General features: G+C 74.6%; 13 protein-coding genes. 10 read left to right on the top strand and 3 right to left on the bottom strand.

What is annotated here, in order from left to right:
* Positions 1–164: 164 nt before the first annotated feature.
* Positions 165–941 carry a sirohydrochlorin chelatase gene (locus FGF04_RS25370; RefSeq protein ID WP_149513555.1) on the bottom strand — a complete coding sequence of 259 codons (777 nt, stop codon included), beginning with the start codon at positions 939–941 and terminating at the stop codon, positions 165–167.
* A gap of 179 nt (positions 942–1,120) precedes the next feature.
* Between FGF04_RS25370 and FGF04_RS25375 the strand changes: the two genes are divergently transcribed.
* The 3 genes from FGF04_RS25375 to FGF04_RS25385 all read left to right on the top strand — a co-directional run bounded on the left by FGF04_RS25375 (position 1,121) and on the right by FGF04_RS25385 (position 5,271).
* A complete protein-coding gene (locus tag FGF04_RS25375) occupies positions 1,121–1,840 on the top strand; it encodes a SanA/YdcF family protein (RefSeq protein ID WP_149513556.1) in 720 nt (239 codons plus the stop codon).
* 197 nt (positions 1,841–2,037) lie between these two features.
* Positions 2,038–4,173, top strand: a complete 2,136-nt coding sequence (locus FGF04_RS25380) for a molybdopterin oxidoreductase family protein (RefSeq protein ID WP_149513557.1) — start codon at positions 2,038–2,040, stop codon at positions 4,171–4,173.
* A 210-nt stretch (positions 4,174–4,383) separates the two neighbouring features.
* The gene (locus FGF04_RS25385) at positions 4,384–5,271 is read left to right on the top strand and encodes an aminoglycoside phosphotransferase family protein (protein WP_149513558.1); all 888 of its coding nucleotides are present in this window, start codon (positions 4,384–4,386) and stop codon (positions 5,269–5,271) included.
* A 21-nt stretch (positions 5,272–5,292) separates the two neighbouring features.
* On the opposite strand, the gene FGF04_RS25390 is transcribed toward FGF04_RS25385, so the two are convergent.
* Complete coding sequence (locus FGF04_RS25390; RefSeq protein ID WP_149513559.1) at positions 5,293–5,922, bottom strand: NADPH-dependent FMN reductase; 630 nt, start codon at positions 5,920–5,922, stop codon at positions 5,293–5,295.
* 327 nt (positions 5,923–6,249) lie between these two features.
* On the opposite strand from FGF04_RS25390, the gene FGF04_RS25395 reads away from it, so the two are divergent.
* Both FGF04_RS25395 and FGF04_RS25400 read left to right on the top strand, forming a co-directional pair.
* Entirely contained in the window at positions 6,250–6,888 is a 639-nt protein-coding gene (locus FGF04_RS25395) for a hypothetical protein (protein WP_149513560.1), read from the top strand.
* Between the two features lie 139 nt (positions 6,889–7,027).
* A complete protein-coding gene (locus FGF04_RS25400) occupies positions 7,028–7,672 on the top strand; it encodes a class F sortase (RefSeq protein ID WP_149513561.1) in 645 nt (214 codons plus the stop codon).
* Between the two features lie 9 nt (positions 7,673–7,681).
* On the opposite strand, the gene FGF04_RS25405 is transcribed toward FGF04_RS25400, so the two are convergent.
* Positions 7,682–8,464 (bottom strand): sulfite exporter TauE/SafE family protein, encoded by a 783-nt coding sequence (locus tag FGF04_RS25405; RefSeq protein ID WP_149513562.1) that lies wholly within the window; start codon positions 8,462–8,464, stop codon positions 7,682–7,684.
* 245 nt (positions 8,465–8,709) lie between these two features.
* On the opposite strand from FGF04_RS25405, the gene FGF04_RS25410 reads away from it, so the two are divergent.
* The 5 genes from FGF04_RS25410 (at position 8,710) to FGF04_RS25430 (ending at position 15,610) form a co-directional block, all read left to right on the top strand.
* Positions 8,710–10,020 (top strand): NAD(P)/FAD-dependent oxidoreductase, encoded by a 1,311-nt coding sequence (locus FGF04_RS25410; protein WP_149513563.1) that lies wholly within the window; start codon positions 8,710–8,712, stop codon positions 10,018–10,020.
* Complete coding sequence (nirB, locus tag FGF04_RS25415) at positions 10,020–12,683, top strand: nitrite reductase large subunit NirB (RefSeq protein WP_149513564.1); 2,664 nt, start codon at positions 10,020–10,022, stop codon at positions 12,681–12,683. Before FGF04_RS25410 ends, nirB begins: the two co-directional genes overlap by 1 nt.
* A complete protein-coding gene (gene nirD / locus FGF04_RS25420; RefSeq protein ID WP_149513565.1) occupies positions 12,680–13,066 on the top strand; it encodes a nitrite reductase small subunit NirD in 387 nt (128 codons plus the stop codon). The genes nirB and nirD overlap by 4 nt, the downstream gene beginning before the upstream one ends.
* A 269-nt stretch (positions 13,067–13,335) precedes the next feature.
* A complete protein-coding gene (locus tag FGF04_RS25425) occupies positions 13,336–14,268 on the top strand; it encodes an oxidoreductase (RefSeq protein WP_149513566.1) in 933 nt (310 codons plus the stop codon).
* Between the two features lie 181 nt (positions 14,269–14,449).
* On the top strand, positions 14,450–15,610 hold the full coding sequence (locus tag FGF04_RS25430; RefSeq protein ID WP_149513567.1) for a PhoX family protein: 1,161 nt from the start codon (positions 14,450–14,452) through the stop codon (positions 15,608–15,610).
* Positions 15,611–15,706: the final 96 nt, after the last annotated feature.

Consider the following 15,706-nt stretch of genomic DNA (forward strand, 5'->3'; position numbering starts at 1 on the left):
GGTCTCGGTGCTGGTGCCTTCCATGTCTTGACAGTAGAGGGAGGCGGTGACAATTGGGCGGTGCGGTGGCCCTCCGGGCGGCTGCGGGTGGGTCGTGGCTGGTCGCGCCGTTCCCCGCGCCCCTGAAAGATTGCGCCGCTCCCCGCGCCCCTTTGGGGCTGCCCCTAGAGGAGTGCCAGTTTTCGTGAGGGCTTCTTTAGGGGTGTCAGGGTTTCGTCGTAGCGGTGCAGGGTGAGGTGGGCCATGGCCTGGTGGGCGCCCAGGGGGGCCGCCGCCAGCCAGGGGGCCGCTGCCGCGCACTCGGTGGAGAAGCGGCCCGGGGCCGTGAAGTAGGAGGCCACGGCGACGCGGTGGCGGCCCCGGGCGGCAAGGGCGCGTACGGCCTGCGGGACCGTGGGCGCGGCGGCGGAGGCGTACGCGGGGACCACCGGGACGCCGAGGCGCTCCGCGAGCATCGCGGCGGTACGGCGGGTGTCGACGGCCGCGTCGGGGTCGCGCGAGCCGGCCGCGGCCAGCACCACCGCGCTCTCCCGGCGCCGCGCCGCGTCCGGGGTGCGCCAGCCGGCCTCCACCAGCCGAGCGTGCAGCGTCTCGACGAGCAGCGGGTGCGGGCCGAGCGGCGCGGCGATCCGGGTGCGCGCGGGCGAGGCGGCCGCGGCCTCCGGGATGTCCTGCTTGACGTGGTAGCCGCGGCTCAGCAGCAGCGGTACGAGGACCGCGTCACCGGTGCCGAGGGCGGCGAGCGCGTCGGGCAGCAGGGGCTCGTTCAGCTCGATGTGCCCGAGGTGCACGGGCAGGCCGGGGCGCAGCGCGCGGATCCGCTCCATGAGGGCCCTGATGGTGCTCAGGGCCCGCGGGTCGCGGCTGCCGTGCCCCACCAGGACCAGTGCGGGCGGGGTGGCGGGCCGGCTGCTGGTGCGGTTCGTGCGGTACGCCGTCATGCCTCAAGGGTGCCTCGCCGAGGTTGCTCTCCCGTTGCGCCGTGGTGACGGGGCTTTTCCGGGGCTTCACGGCGGGGTGCGGGAGGGTGTGAGGCGCTGGGTGCGCGATCCGTGCGCAGTGAACCGGATCACCGCGGGCGGCGTCTCCCGGGGAGAGGCCACCCGGGGAGGGACCGTCCATGCGCCGTCCGAGACTGCCGAAGCCGCCGCGGGTGCCGCGGTGGGCGAGACCGCGGCTGCCGCGCACCCGTACCGGGCAGCGGCGCGCCGTGCAGGCGGTGATGGCCGGGTGCGTGCTCGGGCTGCTCCCGGCGACCTGGATGTACACGGCCCCGGGCGACCGGCTGCGGACTGCGGCGGACGTGCCGCGCACCGACGTCGCGGTCGTCTTCGGGGCCGGGCTGTGGCAGGGCGAGCCGTCGCCGTACCTCGCGCACCGGCTGGACGCGGCGGCCGAGCTGTACCGGGCGGGGCGCGTCCGGGTGGTCCTGGTGACCGGCGACAACAGCCGCGAGGACTACGACGAGCCGGACGCCATGCGCACCTACCTCACCGAGCACGGGGTGCCGGACGGGCGGATCGTCAGCGACTACGCCGGCTTCGACACCTGGGACTCCTGCGTGCGCGCCAAGAAGATCTTCGGCGTGGACGAGGCCGTGCTGATCAGCCAGGGCTTTCACATCCGGCGCGCGGTCGCCCTCTGCCAGGAGGCGGGCGTCGAGTCGTACGGGGTCGGCGTGGACGACGTGCACGACGTGACCTGGTACTACGGCGGGGCGCGCGAGGTGGTCGCGGCGGGGAAGGCGCTCGTGGACGCGGTCTTCGAGCCCGATCCGACGTTCCTCGGTCCCCGGGAGCCGGGCGTGGAACGGGCGCTGGCGGGGGCAGCGGGGAGGTAGGCCGCGGGAGGACGGAGCTGTGGGAGGACGGAGGCGCGTGGGCGGGCGGAGGCGTGTGAGCGGGCGGAGGCGCGTGGGAGGACGGAGGCGTGGGCGGGCGCCCTCACGGCCGGCCGGTCCCCGCGGGGAGGTCCCCGTGCCTGCCGCGTAACGGGGTGCGCGCCGCCGCGTAACACGTGCGCCGCACGCTGGACGGTATGCAGACCTCCGTGACGCCCACCCACTGCCCGTACTGCGCCCTGCAGTGCGGCATGAACCTGACGTCCGTGCCGGACCGCGACGGCGGCGGGACCGGGGTCGAGGTCACGGAGCGCACCGACTTCCCGGTGAACCGCGGCGCCCTGTGCGGCAAGGGGCGCACCGCGCCCGCGCTGCTCTCGTCCCGGGTGCGGCTGACCACCCCGCTGGTCCGCACGGACGGCGTACTGCGGCCGGCCGGCTGGGACGAGGCGCTCGACCGGATCGCCGAGGGGCTGTCCCGTACGCGTACGGAACATGGTCCGGACGCGTGCGGGGTCTTCGGCGGGGGCGGGCTGACCAACGAGAAGGCGTACGCGCTCGGCAAGTTCGCCCGGGTCGTGCTCGGCACCTCGCAGATCGACTACAACGGCCGCTTCTGCATGTCGTCCGCGGCGGCCGGGGGCATCAAGGCCTTCGGCCTGGACCGGGGGCTGCCCTTCCCGCTGGAGGACGTCCCGAAGGCGGGGTGCGTGATCCTCGTCGGTTCCAACCTCGCCGAGACCATGCCGCCCGCGCTCCGCTACCTCACCGAGCTGCGGGAGAACGGCGGAAAGCTGATCGTCGTCGACCCGCGCCGCACCCGTACCGCCGAACAGGCCGACCTGCACCTGGCGCCCCGCCCGGGGACGGACCTCGCCCTGGCGCTGGGGCTGCTGCACCTGGTGGTGGCGGAGGGGCGGACGGACGAGGCGTACATCCGGGAGCGCACGAGCGGCTGGGAGGAGGCGCGGGCCGCGGCGATGGCGCACTGGCCGGAGTACGTGGAGCGGATCACGGGGGTGTCCGTTCCCCAACTGCGGGAGACGGTGCGGATGTTCTGCGAGCCGGAGGCCACGATGGTGCTCACCGCGCGCGGGCCCGAGCAGCAGTCCAAGGGGACGGACACGGTGGGCGCGTGGATCAACCTGTGCCTGGCGACCGGGCGTCCGGGGCGGCCCTTCTCCGGGTACGGGTGCCTCACCGGGCAGGGCAACGGGCAGGGCGGGCGCGAACACGGCCAGAAGGCCGACCAGTTGCCCGGGTACCGCAAGCTGGACGACCCGGCGGCGCGGCGGCACGTGGCCGAGGTGTGGGGCGTCGACCCCGACACGCTGCCGGGGCCCGGCCGCAGCGCGTACGAGCTGCTGGACGCCCTGGGCACGGACATCCGCGCGCTGCTGCTGATGGCGTCGAACCCGGTGGTGTCCGCGCCCCGGGCCGCCCACGTCGAGGAGCGGCTGCGCTCTCTCGACTTCCTGGCCGTGGCCGACGTGGTGCTGTCCGAGACGGCGGAGCTCGCCGACGTCGTCCTGCCGGTCACCCAGTGGGCGGAGGAGACGGGCACGACGACTAGCCTGGAGGGCAGGGTCCTGCTGCGCCGGCAGGCGCTCACACCGCCGGAGGGCATCCGCAGCGACCTGCACGTGCTGCGGGAACTGGCGGACCGGCTGGGCGTGGAGAAGGGCTTCCCCACGGACCCGGAGGAGGTCTTCGAGGAGCTGCGCCGGGCGAGCGCGGGCGGTCCTGCCGACTACTCGGGCATCACGTACCGGCGCCTGGCGGAGGAGGACGGGGTGTTCTGGCCGTGCCCGTCGGACGGCTCCGCGGGTCCTGCGGGTTCCGCCGGTGAAGGGGGCGAAGGTGCCGTGGTCCACCCCGGCACCCCCCGCCTGTTCCTCGACCGGTTCGCCACCGCCGACGGGCGGGCCCGGTTCGTGGCCGTGCACCACCGGCCGCTGGCGGAGGAGCCCGACGCCGAGTACCCCGTGCTGCTGACCACGGGCCGGGTGGTCTCCCAGTACCAGTCCGGCGCCCAGACCCGTCGCGTCGACGAGCTGAACGCCGCCGCGCCCGGCCCGTTCGTGGAGCTGCATCCCCGGCTGGCCGAGCGGCTGGGGGCGGTGGAGGGGGAACCCCTGGCGGTCGTGTCCCGGCGGGGGCGAGCGGTGGCACCGGCCCGGATCACCACCGCGATCCGGCCCGACACGGTGTTCATGCCGTTCCACTGGCCGGGCGAGGGCCGCGCCAACACCCTGACCAACCCGGCACTCGACCCGACATCACGGATGCCGGAGTTCAAGGCGTGCGCGGTGCGGGTGGAACGGGTGGGCTGAGCCCGGCGGAACACCGCGGGTGCGTCCTGGTTGAGCGCGCAGTTCCCCGCGCCCCTGGCGGGGCGCGAAAAGTCGTGGTGGTTCGGCACCTTTCCCGGTTAGGCTCCGCCGGTCCCCGCCCCTTCAGGGGCGCGGGGAACTGCGCGACCAGCCACGACGTGCCCGCACCCGACTCGCATTCGCCGTCGCCGTCCCAGCCCACGGAGCCCCATGCATCCCGACGAGCTCGACATCGACGAACTCCTCGTGGAGCGGCTCCTCGCGGAGCAGTTCCCCGCCTGGGCCGGACTGCCGGTGAAGCGCGTGGTGTCGGCCGGGACCGACAACGCCATGTACCGGCTCGGCGACGACATGGTCGTACGGCTGCCGCGGCTGCCCGGCGGAGCGGGCCAGGTCGCGAAGGAGCAGCACTGGCTGCCCCGGCTCGCACCGCACCTCCCGCTGGCCGTCCCCGTCCCGCTCGTCGAGGGGGCGCCCGGGCAGGGGTACCCGCTGCCATGGGGCGTCTTCCGCTGGCTGGACGGCGAGAACGTCCACGACGCCCCGTTCACCGACGGGACCGCACGCGCGGAGGCGGCCCTCGCGCTGGGCCGGTTCGTCGCGGCGCTGCGCGCGGTCGACGCCGTCGGCGGACCGCCGTCCTGGCGCGGCGGCCCGCTCACCGACGACGACCACGTCCGCGCGGCGATCCGCGGCCTGGGCGCGGACGGCACGCTGGACGCGGCCCGTGCGAGCGCCGCCTGGGAGGACGCCCTGCGGGTCCCCCCGTGGGCCGGCGCCCCCGTGTGGCTGCACGGCGACCTCCTGCCCGGCAACCTGCTGGCCCGGGAGGGACGGCTCGGCGCGGTCATCGACTTCGGCGGACTCGGCACAGGCGACCCGGCGGCCGACGTGCTCGCCGCCTGGGCCGTCTTCACCGCCGGCACCCGGCAGCTGTTCCGCGAGGCCGCCGGGGTCGACGACGCGACCTGGGCCCGCGGCCGCGGCTGGGCCCTGTACTTCGGGCTCACGGCGGAGCACCACTACCGGGTCACCAACCCCGTCCTCGCGGCGGTGGCGCACCGGACGGTCGCGGAGGCCCTCGCCGACACCGAATAACCGAATAAAGGGCCGCCGACCTCAACTACCGTACGGGCGCGCCTCCTTGGCCGTCCGCAGCGCCGACGCCCACCACGCCAGCTGGTCCAGCATCGCCTTCGCCGCCGCGTCCGGGGCCGCCGGGTCCCGGTGCCGGCCGGCGTCGTCGAAGGACGCGCCCGCGTTGTGGAAGGACACCGTGTCGCGGACGGTGACGGCGTGCAGCTCGGCGAAGACCAGGCGCAGCTGCTCCACCGCGCGCAGACCGCCCGAGACCCCGCCGTACGAGACGAACGCGACCGGCTTGGCGCGCCACTCCTCGTAGTGCCAGTCGATGAGGGCCTTGAGCGAGGCGGGGAACGAGTGGTTGTACTCGGGGGTCAGCACGACGAAGGCGTCCGCCGCGGCGAGCCCGGGCGTGACCTTCGCCAGTTCGGCGGCCACCTCCGGGGACGGGGAGGAGGACAGGGCCGTCGGCAGCCCCGCGTCGGCCGTGTCGACGACTTCGGCCACCAGGTCGTCGCGGTCGCGGAACCGGCCGAGCAGCCAGTCCGCGACGACGGGACCGAAGCGGCCCTCCCGGTTGCTGCCGAGGATGACGGCGACCTTGAGGGGCCCGGCGAGGGACGGGGACACGGGAGAAGGGGCGGGAACTTCGGTGGTGGGGTTCATGGGAGCGAGCCTCACACCTCAAGCAAACTTGAGGTCAAGCCGGAGCAGGTCCGGGGCGAGTCCGGCGGGCTCCGGTCACCCGTTCACACGTGCCGCCCGCCGCCGCCTGTTCTTTCCGCCCGTACGCCATCGGCACGGCGGTGACCTGGCGAAACGTCACCGATCGCGGGGCGAGGGCCGGCCGCCCGGCGCCCGTTCGCCGTACTTCTGACGTGACATCAGGAGGCGTACGTCCCCGACTGCCACTTACCTCGGTAGGGCAGGGCGTGACCGACGCAGCGGCGCACGAGGGTCGCGGGTCGCGCCCCCTCGACAGGAGCAAGCACGATGCGCACAGCCCGTCTGCTGACCGGTACCGCGCTCGCCGTCGCCGCGGCGGGCCTCTGCTCGGCCCCCGCCCACGGGGCGCACGCAGCGGCCGGTGCGGGGTCCATCGAGCTGTACCCGGCCACCGTCGTGCCCGGCGACGAGGTCACGGTGAACTCGGCGGCGTGCGGGGCGGACGACGCGGTGTCGGGGGACGCCGGCGCCGTCGGCGCGGGCAGGTTCACGCTCATCCCCAGCGCGCACGAGGGCGACGCGGTCGGCCACTTCGAGGTGCCGCCGTCCGCGCAGCCGGGCACGTACGAGATCGTGGCGCGCTGTTCGAGCGGTCCGCGAATGACGGCGGACCTGGTGGTCACGCTCACCTCCACCCGGGAGAGCGCTCCGCAGGAGAGCAGTCCGCAGCGGGCCGACCCCCGGACCGATCCCCGGACCGACCCGAGGGCCGATGCGCAGACAGATCCGCGGACCGAGGGCCGGACCGATCCGTGGGTCGGCCCGCGGGGGAGCGTGAAGACGGGGGTCGGCGGCGCACTCGGCCCCGACCCCGTGCAGACCGCGGCGGGAGTGGCGGCCCTGGCCGTCGCCGCCGCGGGCGGTACCTGGCTCCTGCATCGCCGCGCGAGAGGCGACGGGATCTGACGGACACCCTCCGCTGTCCACCGGTACCGCCGTCCCCGCCCCCTCCCGGCCCGACGCCCCTCGCGGCCCGGAGGGGGACGCGGGACACCCGTACACACCCCGTCCACGGGTTTCCCAGTCGCCGAGAGAGGGGGCCGACGTGCGCCGGTTCGGCAATGTCTCCATAGCCGCCGTCACCTTCGTCGCACTGCTGTGCGGGGCCTGGCTGCTGCACCGGGGTACCGGGACGCAGGCGCCGCCCCAGCCGTCGCCCGCGCAGGCCCGGGCGGGCGGCCACGTGGACCGGCCCGCCGCCGCGGCGCTGCCGCGCTCGGCGCCCGCCCGCGTCCGCATCCCCTCGATCCGGGTGGACGCCCCCCTCATGGGCCTCGGCCTCACCCCGCAAGGCAGCCTCGACGTACCGCCCGCCGCCAGGAAGAACCTCGCCGGCTGGTACGCGGCCGGTACCGCGCCCGGCGAGCGGGGCACCGCGATCGTCGCCGGCCACGTCGACAACGCCGAGGGCCCCGCCGTCTTCTTCCACCTCGGCGCCCTGAAGAGGGGCAGCACCGTCGAGGTCGGGCGCCGGGACGGCAGCGTCGCGCTCTTCTCGGTGGACGCGGTGGAGGTGTACGACGCCCGCGACTTCCCGGACGAGAAGGTGTACGGGGCGGCGGCACGCCCGGAGCTGCGCGTGATCACCTGCGGGGGCCGCTGGTCGGCGGGCACCGGCTACCAGGGCAACGTGGTCGTCTTCGCCCACCTCACGGGCAGCCGCCCGGCGACCGGGGCCGCCGGGGAGTGACCGTCCCCCTCAGAGCCAGAAGTCGTACGCCAGCTTCGCCACCAGCGCGAACACCACCGTCAGCAGCACGACCCGGACGAACCCGCTGCCCTTCTTGAGCGCGGTGTGCGCCCCGACCATCCCGCCGACCAGGTTGAAGACGGCCATCAGCGCGGCAAGCTGCCAGAACACCGTGCCCTTCCAGGCGAACGTGGCCAGGGCGCCGGCGTTGGTGCAGCAGTTGACGATCTTCGCGGTGGCGGAGGCCCGTACGAGGTCGAGGTGGAGCAGACCGGTCAGCGCGAGCACCAGGAACGTGCCCGTGCCGGGGCCGACGAGCCCGTCGTAGAAGCCGATGCCCAGGCCCGCGAGCCCGATCGCGGCCAGCACGCGGCGCGGGGAGACCGGCTCGGTGGAGGGCGCCGAGCCGAAGCCGGGCCGCAGGATCACGAAGGCGCCGACGCCGAGCAGGACCACCATGACGACCGGTTTCAGGATGTCGGTGCTCATCCCGGTGGCGACGAACGCCCCCGCGGTGGAGCCGGCGAGCGCCGCGAGCCCGATCCGCACGGCCGTGCGGACGTCCACGGGCGCCTTGCGCGCGTACGTCACCGCCGCGCCCGTCGTCCCGACGATGGCCACGGCCTTGTTGGTGCCGAGCGCGTACTGGGCGGCCGAGCCCGTGTTCGGCAGTCCGAGCAGCAGCGCGGGCAGCAGGAGCAGTCCGCCGCCGCCCACGACGGCGTCGATCCAGCCGGCCGCCAGCGCGGCGAGGCACAGGACGACGACCATGGTCAGCGAGATGTCGGGCATGATCGCGAGCTTATGGACGAGGTAGATGCGTCGTCCATCGATCCAGGGAACCTTGAGGGTCTTCTGAGCTTCCCGGCCCGGCGGTCGACGGTGCCGGTACGAAACCCGGGGTCCGGTCGGCCGAAGCCCCGTTCCACCTCGCGCGCACCCCTCACATCCGGGCCCCGGTGCCGCTGAGGGCAGCGTTCCCCGCGGGAAACAGGCGTGATGCGGACGGGTAACACCGGCACCGCACGCTGCGGTGCATGACCTTGAATACGCGTGTGGTGGTGATCGGCGCCGGCCTCGCGGGCGTGCGTCTCGCCCGCCGGCTCGGAGAGCTCGGTGTGCCCGCCGTCCTCGTCGGCGAGGAGGAGCACCTTCCCTACAACCGGGTGCTGCTCGCGGAGGTCCTGGCCGGGCGGTACGCCCCCGAGGTCATCGCCCTCCCGGCGCCCGAGCGGCTGGTGCGTGGCCGGGCGGTGTGCATCGACCGTGCCGGGCGGCGGGTCCAGCTCGCCGACGGCACGGAGATCGCGTACGGCACGCTGGTCCTCGCCACCGGCTCGAACCCGGTGCTCCCGCCCCTGCGCGGGCTGTTCGGCCCCGGCCGGACCGAACTGCCGCAGGGCGTCCACGCGTTCCGCACGATGGGCGACTGCCTGGGCCTCTCGGCGGCCGTCCGGCACGGCACCCGGGCCGTCGTCATCGGCGGCGGACTGCTCGGCGTCTCGGCCGCCCGCGCGCTCGCCCGGCGCGGCGCGCAGGTGGTGCTGGCCCAGCAGGGCGAACGCCTGATGGAACGGCAGCTCGATCCGACCGCGTCCCGGCTGGTGCTGCGCCACCTCACGGAGCTCGGCGTCGAGGTGCACACCGAGAGCCGGGTGCGCGGCGTGCGCTGCGTGGAGGGCGCGGTCCGCTCGGTCGAGATGGCCGACGGGTACGCCCTCGGCGCCGACCTGGTGGTGCTGGCCTGCGGAGTGCATCCGCGGGTGGGCCTCGCCCGGGACGCGGGCCTCGCCGTGCACAAGGGTGTGATCGTCGACGACGAGCTGCGCACCTCCGACCCGCACGTCCGGGCCGTCGGCGACTGCGCCCAGCACGACGGCCAGGTGTACGGGCTGGCCGCCCCCGCACTCGAACAGGCCGAGGCGCTGGCCGGGTTGCTGGCGGGGACACCCGCGGGGGCGGCGCCCGCGGAGGGCGCCGCCCCCGGCTACCGCGGCACTCGCGCCCTCACCCGGCTGACCCTCTCCTCCGGCGGCTCCCCCGGCGGCCCCCTCGGCTCCGACGGCCGTCCCGGTCCCGGTGGCCGTCCAGGCCCCGGCGGCCCCCTCGACCTCGCCGCGTTCGGGGAGCAGACGCCGCTCCCCGGCGACGACGTCGTCCAGCTCACCGACGCGACCCGCGGCACCTACCGCAAGGTCGTCGTCCGCGACGACCGCCTGGTGGGCGGGGTCCTCGTCGGCGAGCTGGGCACCGTCGGCGCCCTCGCCCGCGCCTGGGAGGGAGCGGAGCCGCTCCCCGCGGACGGCGCCCCGCTGCTCCACCTGCTCACCAACGATGGAGGCTCCTGATGTCCACGACCGCACCCGCGGGGACCGGGCCCCGGCCCACGATCGTGCTCGTCGGCCACGGCATGGTCGGCCAGCGCTTCCTCGAAGCGCTCGCCGAGCGCGGCCTGACCGCCACGCACCGCGTGGTCGTGCTGTGCGAGGAGCCGCGCCCCGCGTACGACCGCGTCCAGCTGACCTCGTACTTCTCGGGCCGCACGCCCGAGGAACTGTCCATGACGGACCCGGCGTTCCTCGCGGACCACGGGATCGAGCTGCACCTCGGCGACCCGGCCGAGAGCGTGGACCGGACCGCCCGGCAGGTCACCGCCCGCTCCGGTCTGGTCGTCGGCTACGACACGCTGGTCCTCGCCACCGGCTCGTTCCCCTTCGTGCCGCCCGTGCCGGGCAAGGACGCCGAGGGCTGCTTCGTCTACCGCACCATCGAGGACCTGCTCGCCATCGAGGCGTACGCGAAGGCGCGGGCGACGACCGGCGCCGTGGTGGGCGGCGGACTGCTCGGCCTCGAAGCGGCCGGCGCGCTGCAGGGGCTCGGACTCACCACGCACATCGTGGAGTTCGCCCCGCGGCTGATGCCCGTCCAGGTCGACGAGGGCGGCGGCGCCGCGCTGCTGCGCACCATCGAGGGCATGGGCCTGACCGTCCACACCGGCACGGGCACGCAGGAGGTCGTCACCGGTGACGACGGCGCCGTGACCGGCATGAAACTCTCCGACGGCTCCACGGTCGCCACCGACCTGGTGGTGTTCTCGGCCGGTGTACGGCCCCGTGACCAGCTCGCCCGCGACAGCGGCCTGACCGTGGGCGAGCGCGGCGGCATCAGCGTCGACGAGCAGTGCCGTACGGTCTCCGACCCGCGCGTCTTCGCGATCGGCGAGTGCGCGCTGGCCTCCGACGGCCGGGTGTACGGCCTGGTGGCGCCGGGCTACGAGATGGCGGAGACGGCCGCGGCCACGATCGCCGCCGACGGGATGTCCCCGGAGCTCTCCGCCGAGGGGATGCCCCCGGCCGTCGCCTCCGGCACGGCGTCCTTCACCGGCGCCGACCTCTCGACCAAGCTGAAGCTCCTCGGCGTCGACGTCGCCTCCTTCGGAGACGCGCACGGCGCCGCCGCCGACTGCCTCGACGTCGTCTACTCGGACTCCCGCTCCGGCACGTACAAGAAGCTGGTCATCGGGTCCGGCGGGGAGCTGCTGGGCGGCATCCTGGTCGGCGACGCGGAGGCGTACGGGACCCTGCGCGCCTTCACCGGCTCGGTGCCGCCGATCGCCCCGGAGCAGCTGGTGCTGCCGGCCGGTGCGGGCGCGCCCGTGCAGCTCGGCCCGTCCGCCCTGCCCGACGAGGCGATCGTCTGCTCCTGCCACAACGTCACCAAGGGTGCGATCCGCGGCGCGGTCACCGAGCACTCCTGCACGACGGTCCCCGAGGTCAAGAAGTGCACCAAGGCCGGTACCGGCTGCGGCAGTTGCGTCAAGGTGCTCGGCCAGCTGGTCACCGCCGAGCTGGAGGCGAGCGGCGTCGAGGTCGACAAGGGCCTGTGCGGCTGCTTCGCACAGACCCGCGAGGAGCTGTACGAGATCGTCCTGGCCCTGCGCGTCTCCTCCTACCGGCAGCTCCTGGACCGCTACGGCCGCGAGGACGCGCGGGGCGGCGACGGCTGCGAGGTCTGCAAGCCCGCGGTCGGCTCGGTCATCGCCTCGCTCGCGCCCGTGATCGGCGCCGAGAACCACGTCCTGGGCGGTGAGCAGGCCGCCCTCCAGGACACCAACGACCACTTCCTGGCCAACCTGCAGAAGAACGGCTCGTACTCGATCGTGCCGCGCATCCCCGGCGGCGAGATCACCCCGGAGAAGCTCATCGTGATCGGCGAGGTGGCCCGCGACTTCGGGCTCTACACGAAGATCACGGGCGGCCAGCGGATCGACATGTTCGGCGCCCGCGTCGAGCAGCTGCCGCTCATCTGGACCCGGTTGGTGGACGCCGGTTTCGAGTCCGGGCACGCGTACGGGAAGTCGCTGCGGACGGTCAAGTCGTGCGTGGGGCAGACCTGGTGCCGGTACGGCGTGCAGGACTCGGTGCGCATGGCCATCGACCTGGAGCTGCGCTACCGGGGCCTGCGCTCCCCGCACAAGCTCAAGTCGGCCGTCTCGGGGTGCGCCCGGGAGTGCGCGGAGGCGCAGTCGAAGGACTTCGGCGTCATCGCCACCGCCAACGGCTGGAACCTGTACGTCGGCGGCAACGGCGGTGCCACCCCGCGCCACGCGGACCTGCTGGCCCAGGACCTCTCGGACGCCGAACTCGTCCGGCTCATCGACCGGTTCCTGATGTTCTACATCCGTACGGCCGACCGCCTGGAGCGCACCTCGACCTGGCTGGAGCGGATCGACGGCGGCCTGGACCACGTCCGCGACGTGGTCGTGGAGGACTCGCTGGGCATCTGCGAGGAGCTGGAGTCGCTGATGGCGGCGCACGTCGACGCCTACCGCGACGAGTGGGCCGAGACCATCAAGGACCCGGAGAAGCTGTCCCGCTTCGTCTCCTTCGTCAACGCGCCGGACACGCCCGACCCGGTCGTCGGCTTCGTCCCCGAGCGCGACCAGATCAAGCCCGACCTGCCGCTGCTGGCCATCGGCATCCGTCCCCTGGAAGGAAGCGCCCAGCGATGACGCTCGCACCCGAGACGACCACGACGCTCACGGTCCGGCTCCGGCCGGCCGCGACCGCCGCGACCGCCGCGCCCGGCGCCGACGACGGCTGGCTCGCCGTCTGCGACCTGTCCGTGCTGATCCCCGGCCGGGGGGTGGCCGCGCTGCTGCCGGACGGGCGGCAGGCGGCGGTGTTCATGGACCGGGCGGGACGGGTGTACGCGATCGACAACCGGGACCCGTTCTCCGGGGCCGCCGTCCTGTCCCGCGGGCTCACCGGCTCCCACCGGGGGCGGGCGTTCGTCGCCTCGCCCCTGCTGAAACAGCGGTTCGACCTGGCGTCGGGCCTGTGCCTGGACGACGAGTCGGTGCGCGTGACGACGTACGAGGTACAGGTGGAGTAGGGCTCCGCCCGAAGCCAGGGTTCCGCCCGGGGCGTTGTCGGGTGCGGGTCCGGATGTGGCCGGTCGCGCAGTTCCCCGCGCCCCTATCGGGGCGCCTAGGCTGAACCCGGCCCCGTAAGGGGCGCGGGGAACTGCGCGACCAGCCCCCACCGGCCCGCAGCTTCATGACGTATTCCCGGCGGAACTCCCCGCCCCGTCAGGGGCGCGGGGAACTGCGCGACCAGCCCCCACCGGGCCGCAGACGGGGCGCATGCGGAGGGAGCCAGGCCATGGCCGGCTGGAACGTGCGTGACATCCCCGACCAGCGCGGGCGCGCGGCCGTCGTCACCGGGGCCAACAGCGGGATCGGCTACGTCACCGCCCGGGAGCTGGCGCGGCGCGGCGCCCGGGTCGTGCTCGCCTGCCGGAGCGAGACCCGAGCCGGCGCGGCCGTCGAGCGGCTCGCCGCCGAGGTCCCGCACGCCGACGTACGGTTCGCCCCGCTGGACCTCGCCGACCTCTCCTCCGTACGGGAGTTCGCGACCGCGTACCCGCGCGAGCACGGCCGGCTCGACCTGCTGATCGACAACGCCGGTGTGATGGCCCTGCCGCAGGGACGGACCGCGGACGGCTTCGAGACGCAGTTCGGGGTCAACCACCTCGGCCACTTCGCGCTCACCGGACTGCTGATGCCCCTGCTGCTCGCCACGCCCGGCGCCCGCGTGGTGAGCGTGTCCAGCGTCCTGCACGTGCTGGGCACCGTCGACCTCCACGACCTGAACACCGAGCGGCCGTACCGCCGCTGGATCGCGTACGGGCGCTCGAAGACGGCCAACCTGCTGTTCGTACACGAGCTGGCCCGCCGCCTCGCCGCCGCCGGCTCGGACGTGGTGGCGGCCGCCGCGCACCCCGGGTACGCCGCGACCGACCTCATGTCCGCGGGCCCGAGGATGGAGGGCCGCAGGGGCAAGGAGCTCTTCATGGCCGTCGGCAGCCGCTTCGTCGCGCTGTCCGCGCAGGCGGGCGCCGTGCCCACGCTGTACGCGGCGACGGCGCCCGGCGTCCGGCCGGACTCCTTCACCGGCCCGTCCGCGCTGAGCCGCCGCGGCACCCCCGTACGCGCCGCGCGCGCCCGGTGGACCCTCGACGACCGGGCCGCACGCCTGCTCTGGGAGGCGTCGGAACGGCTGACGGGCGTCACGTACGACGCGCTCCCGGCCTGACGTGCACCCGGAGCCCGACGCACAGGCGTGATGCGCAGGCGCGACGCACAGATGTGACGCGCAGGCGTGACGCGTGCACGTCACCACGCGGTCACGGTGCGTCCACCCCGCCCCCCTAGGCTCCGGCGGTGCGCCACCCCGTCCGCCGGTCGGGGCAGCATCGGCACCCCTTGGAGCGACAGTGGAACGTCGTACCCTCCTGCGCGCGGCCGTCCTCGGCGGTTCGTCGGCCGTCCTCGGCGGCACCCTGTGGCGCGGCGCCGCGTACGCCGCGCCCGCCCAGCCCGGCACCGGCCCGTACGGGGCGCTCGGCGCGGCGGACGCGAACGGCGTCAGGCTGCCGGCCGGCTTCACCAGCCGGGTGATCGCCCGGTCGGGCCAGCCGGTCGCCGGCACCTCGTACACCTGGCACAACGCACCGGACGGCGGCGCCTGTTACGCCGACGGCAGCGGCTGGATCTACGTCTCCAACTCCGAGATCAACCCGTCCGGCGGCGCGAGCGCGGTGAGGTTCTCGTCGGCGGGCGCGATCACCGGCGCGTACCGCGTCCTGTCCGGCACCCGGCAGAACTGCGCGGGCGGCAGGACGCCGTGGAACACCTGGCTGTCCTGCGAGGAGGTGTCCCTCGGGTACGTCTACGAGACCGACCCGTGGGGGGTGAACGCGGCGGTGCGCCGGGACGCCATGGGCCGCTTCAAGCACGAGGCGGCCGCCGCCGACCCGGTACGCAAGGTGGTGTACCTGACCGAGGACGAGACGAACGGCTGCTTCTACCGGTTCGTGCCGACGACCTGGGGCAGCCTCTCCGCCGGCACGCTCCAGGTCCTGGTCGCGGGGAACGCCACCTCCGGCTCCTTCACCTGGGCGAACGTGCCCGACCCGGACGGCTCGCCCACCACCACCCGTACCCAGGTCTCGGGGGCGAAGAAGTTCGACGGCGGCGAGGGCTGCCACTACGCCGACGACACGGTCTGGTTCACCACCAAGGGCGACAACCGCGTCTGGCAGCTGAACCTCACGACCAGCACCTACGAGCTGGCGTACGACGACTCGCTCGTCACCTCCGGCACGGCCCCGCTGACCGGCGTCGACAACATCACCGGCACCGCGTCCGGCGACCTGTTCGTCGCCGAGGACGGCGGGAACATGGAGATCTGCGTCATCACGCCGGACGACGTGATCGCGCCCTTCCTGCGCCTGGAGGGCCAGTCCGGCTCGGAGATCACCGGCCCCGCCTTCTCCCCCGACGGCACCCGCCTCTACTTCTCCAGCCAGCGCGGCACCAGCGGCAGCTCGTCGGGCGGCATCACGTACGAGGTGAAGGGCCCGTTCCGCGCGTAGCCGGACACGCCGCGGGGGCGGCACCCCGCACAGGTGCCGCCCCCGTGGCCTCTTTCGTGCACCGGGGCCGTGATCCGTCGGTGAGGGTGGGATGGC

Origin of the sequence: Streptomyces apricus (assembly GCF_008369065.1) — a bacterium.
Classification (GTDB): domain Bacteria; phylum Actinomycetota; class Actinomycetes; order Streptomycetales; family Streptomycetaceae; genus Streptomyces; species Streptomyces apricus.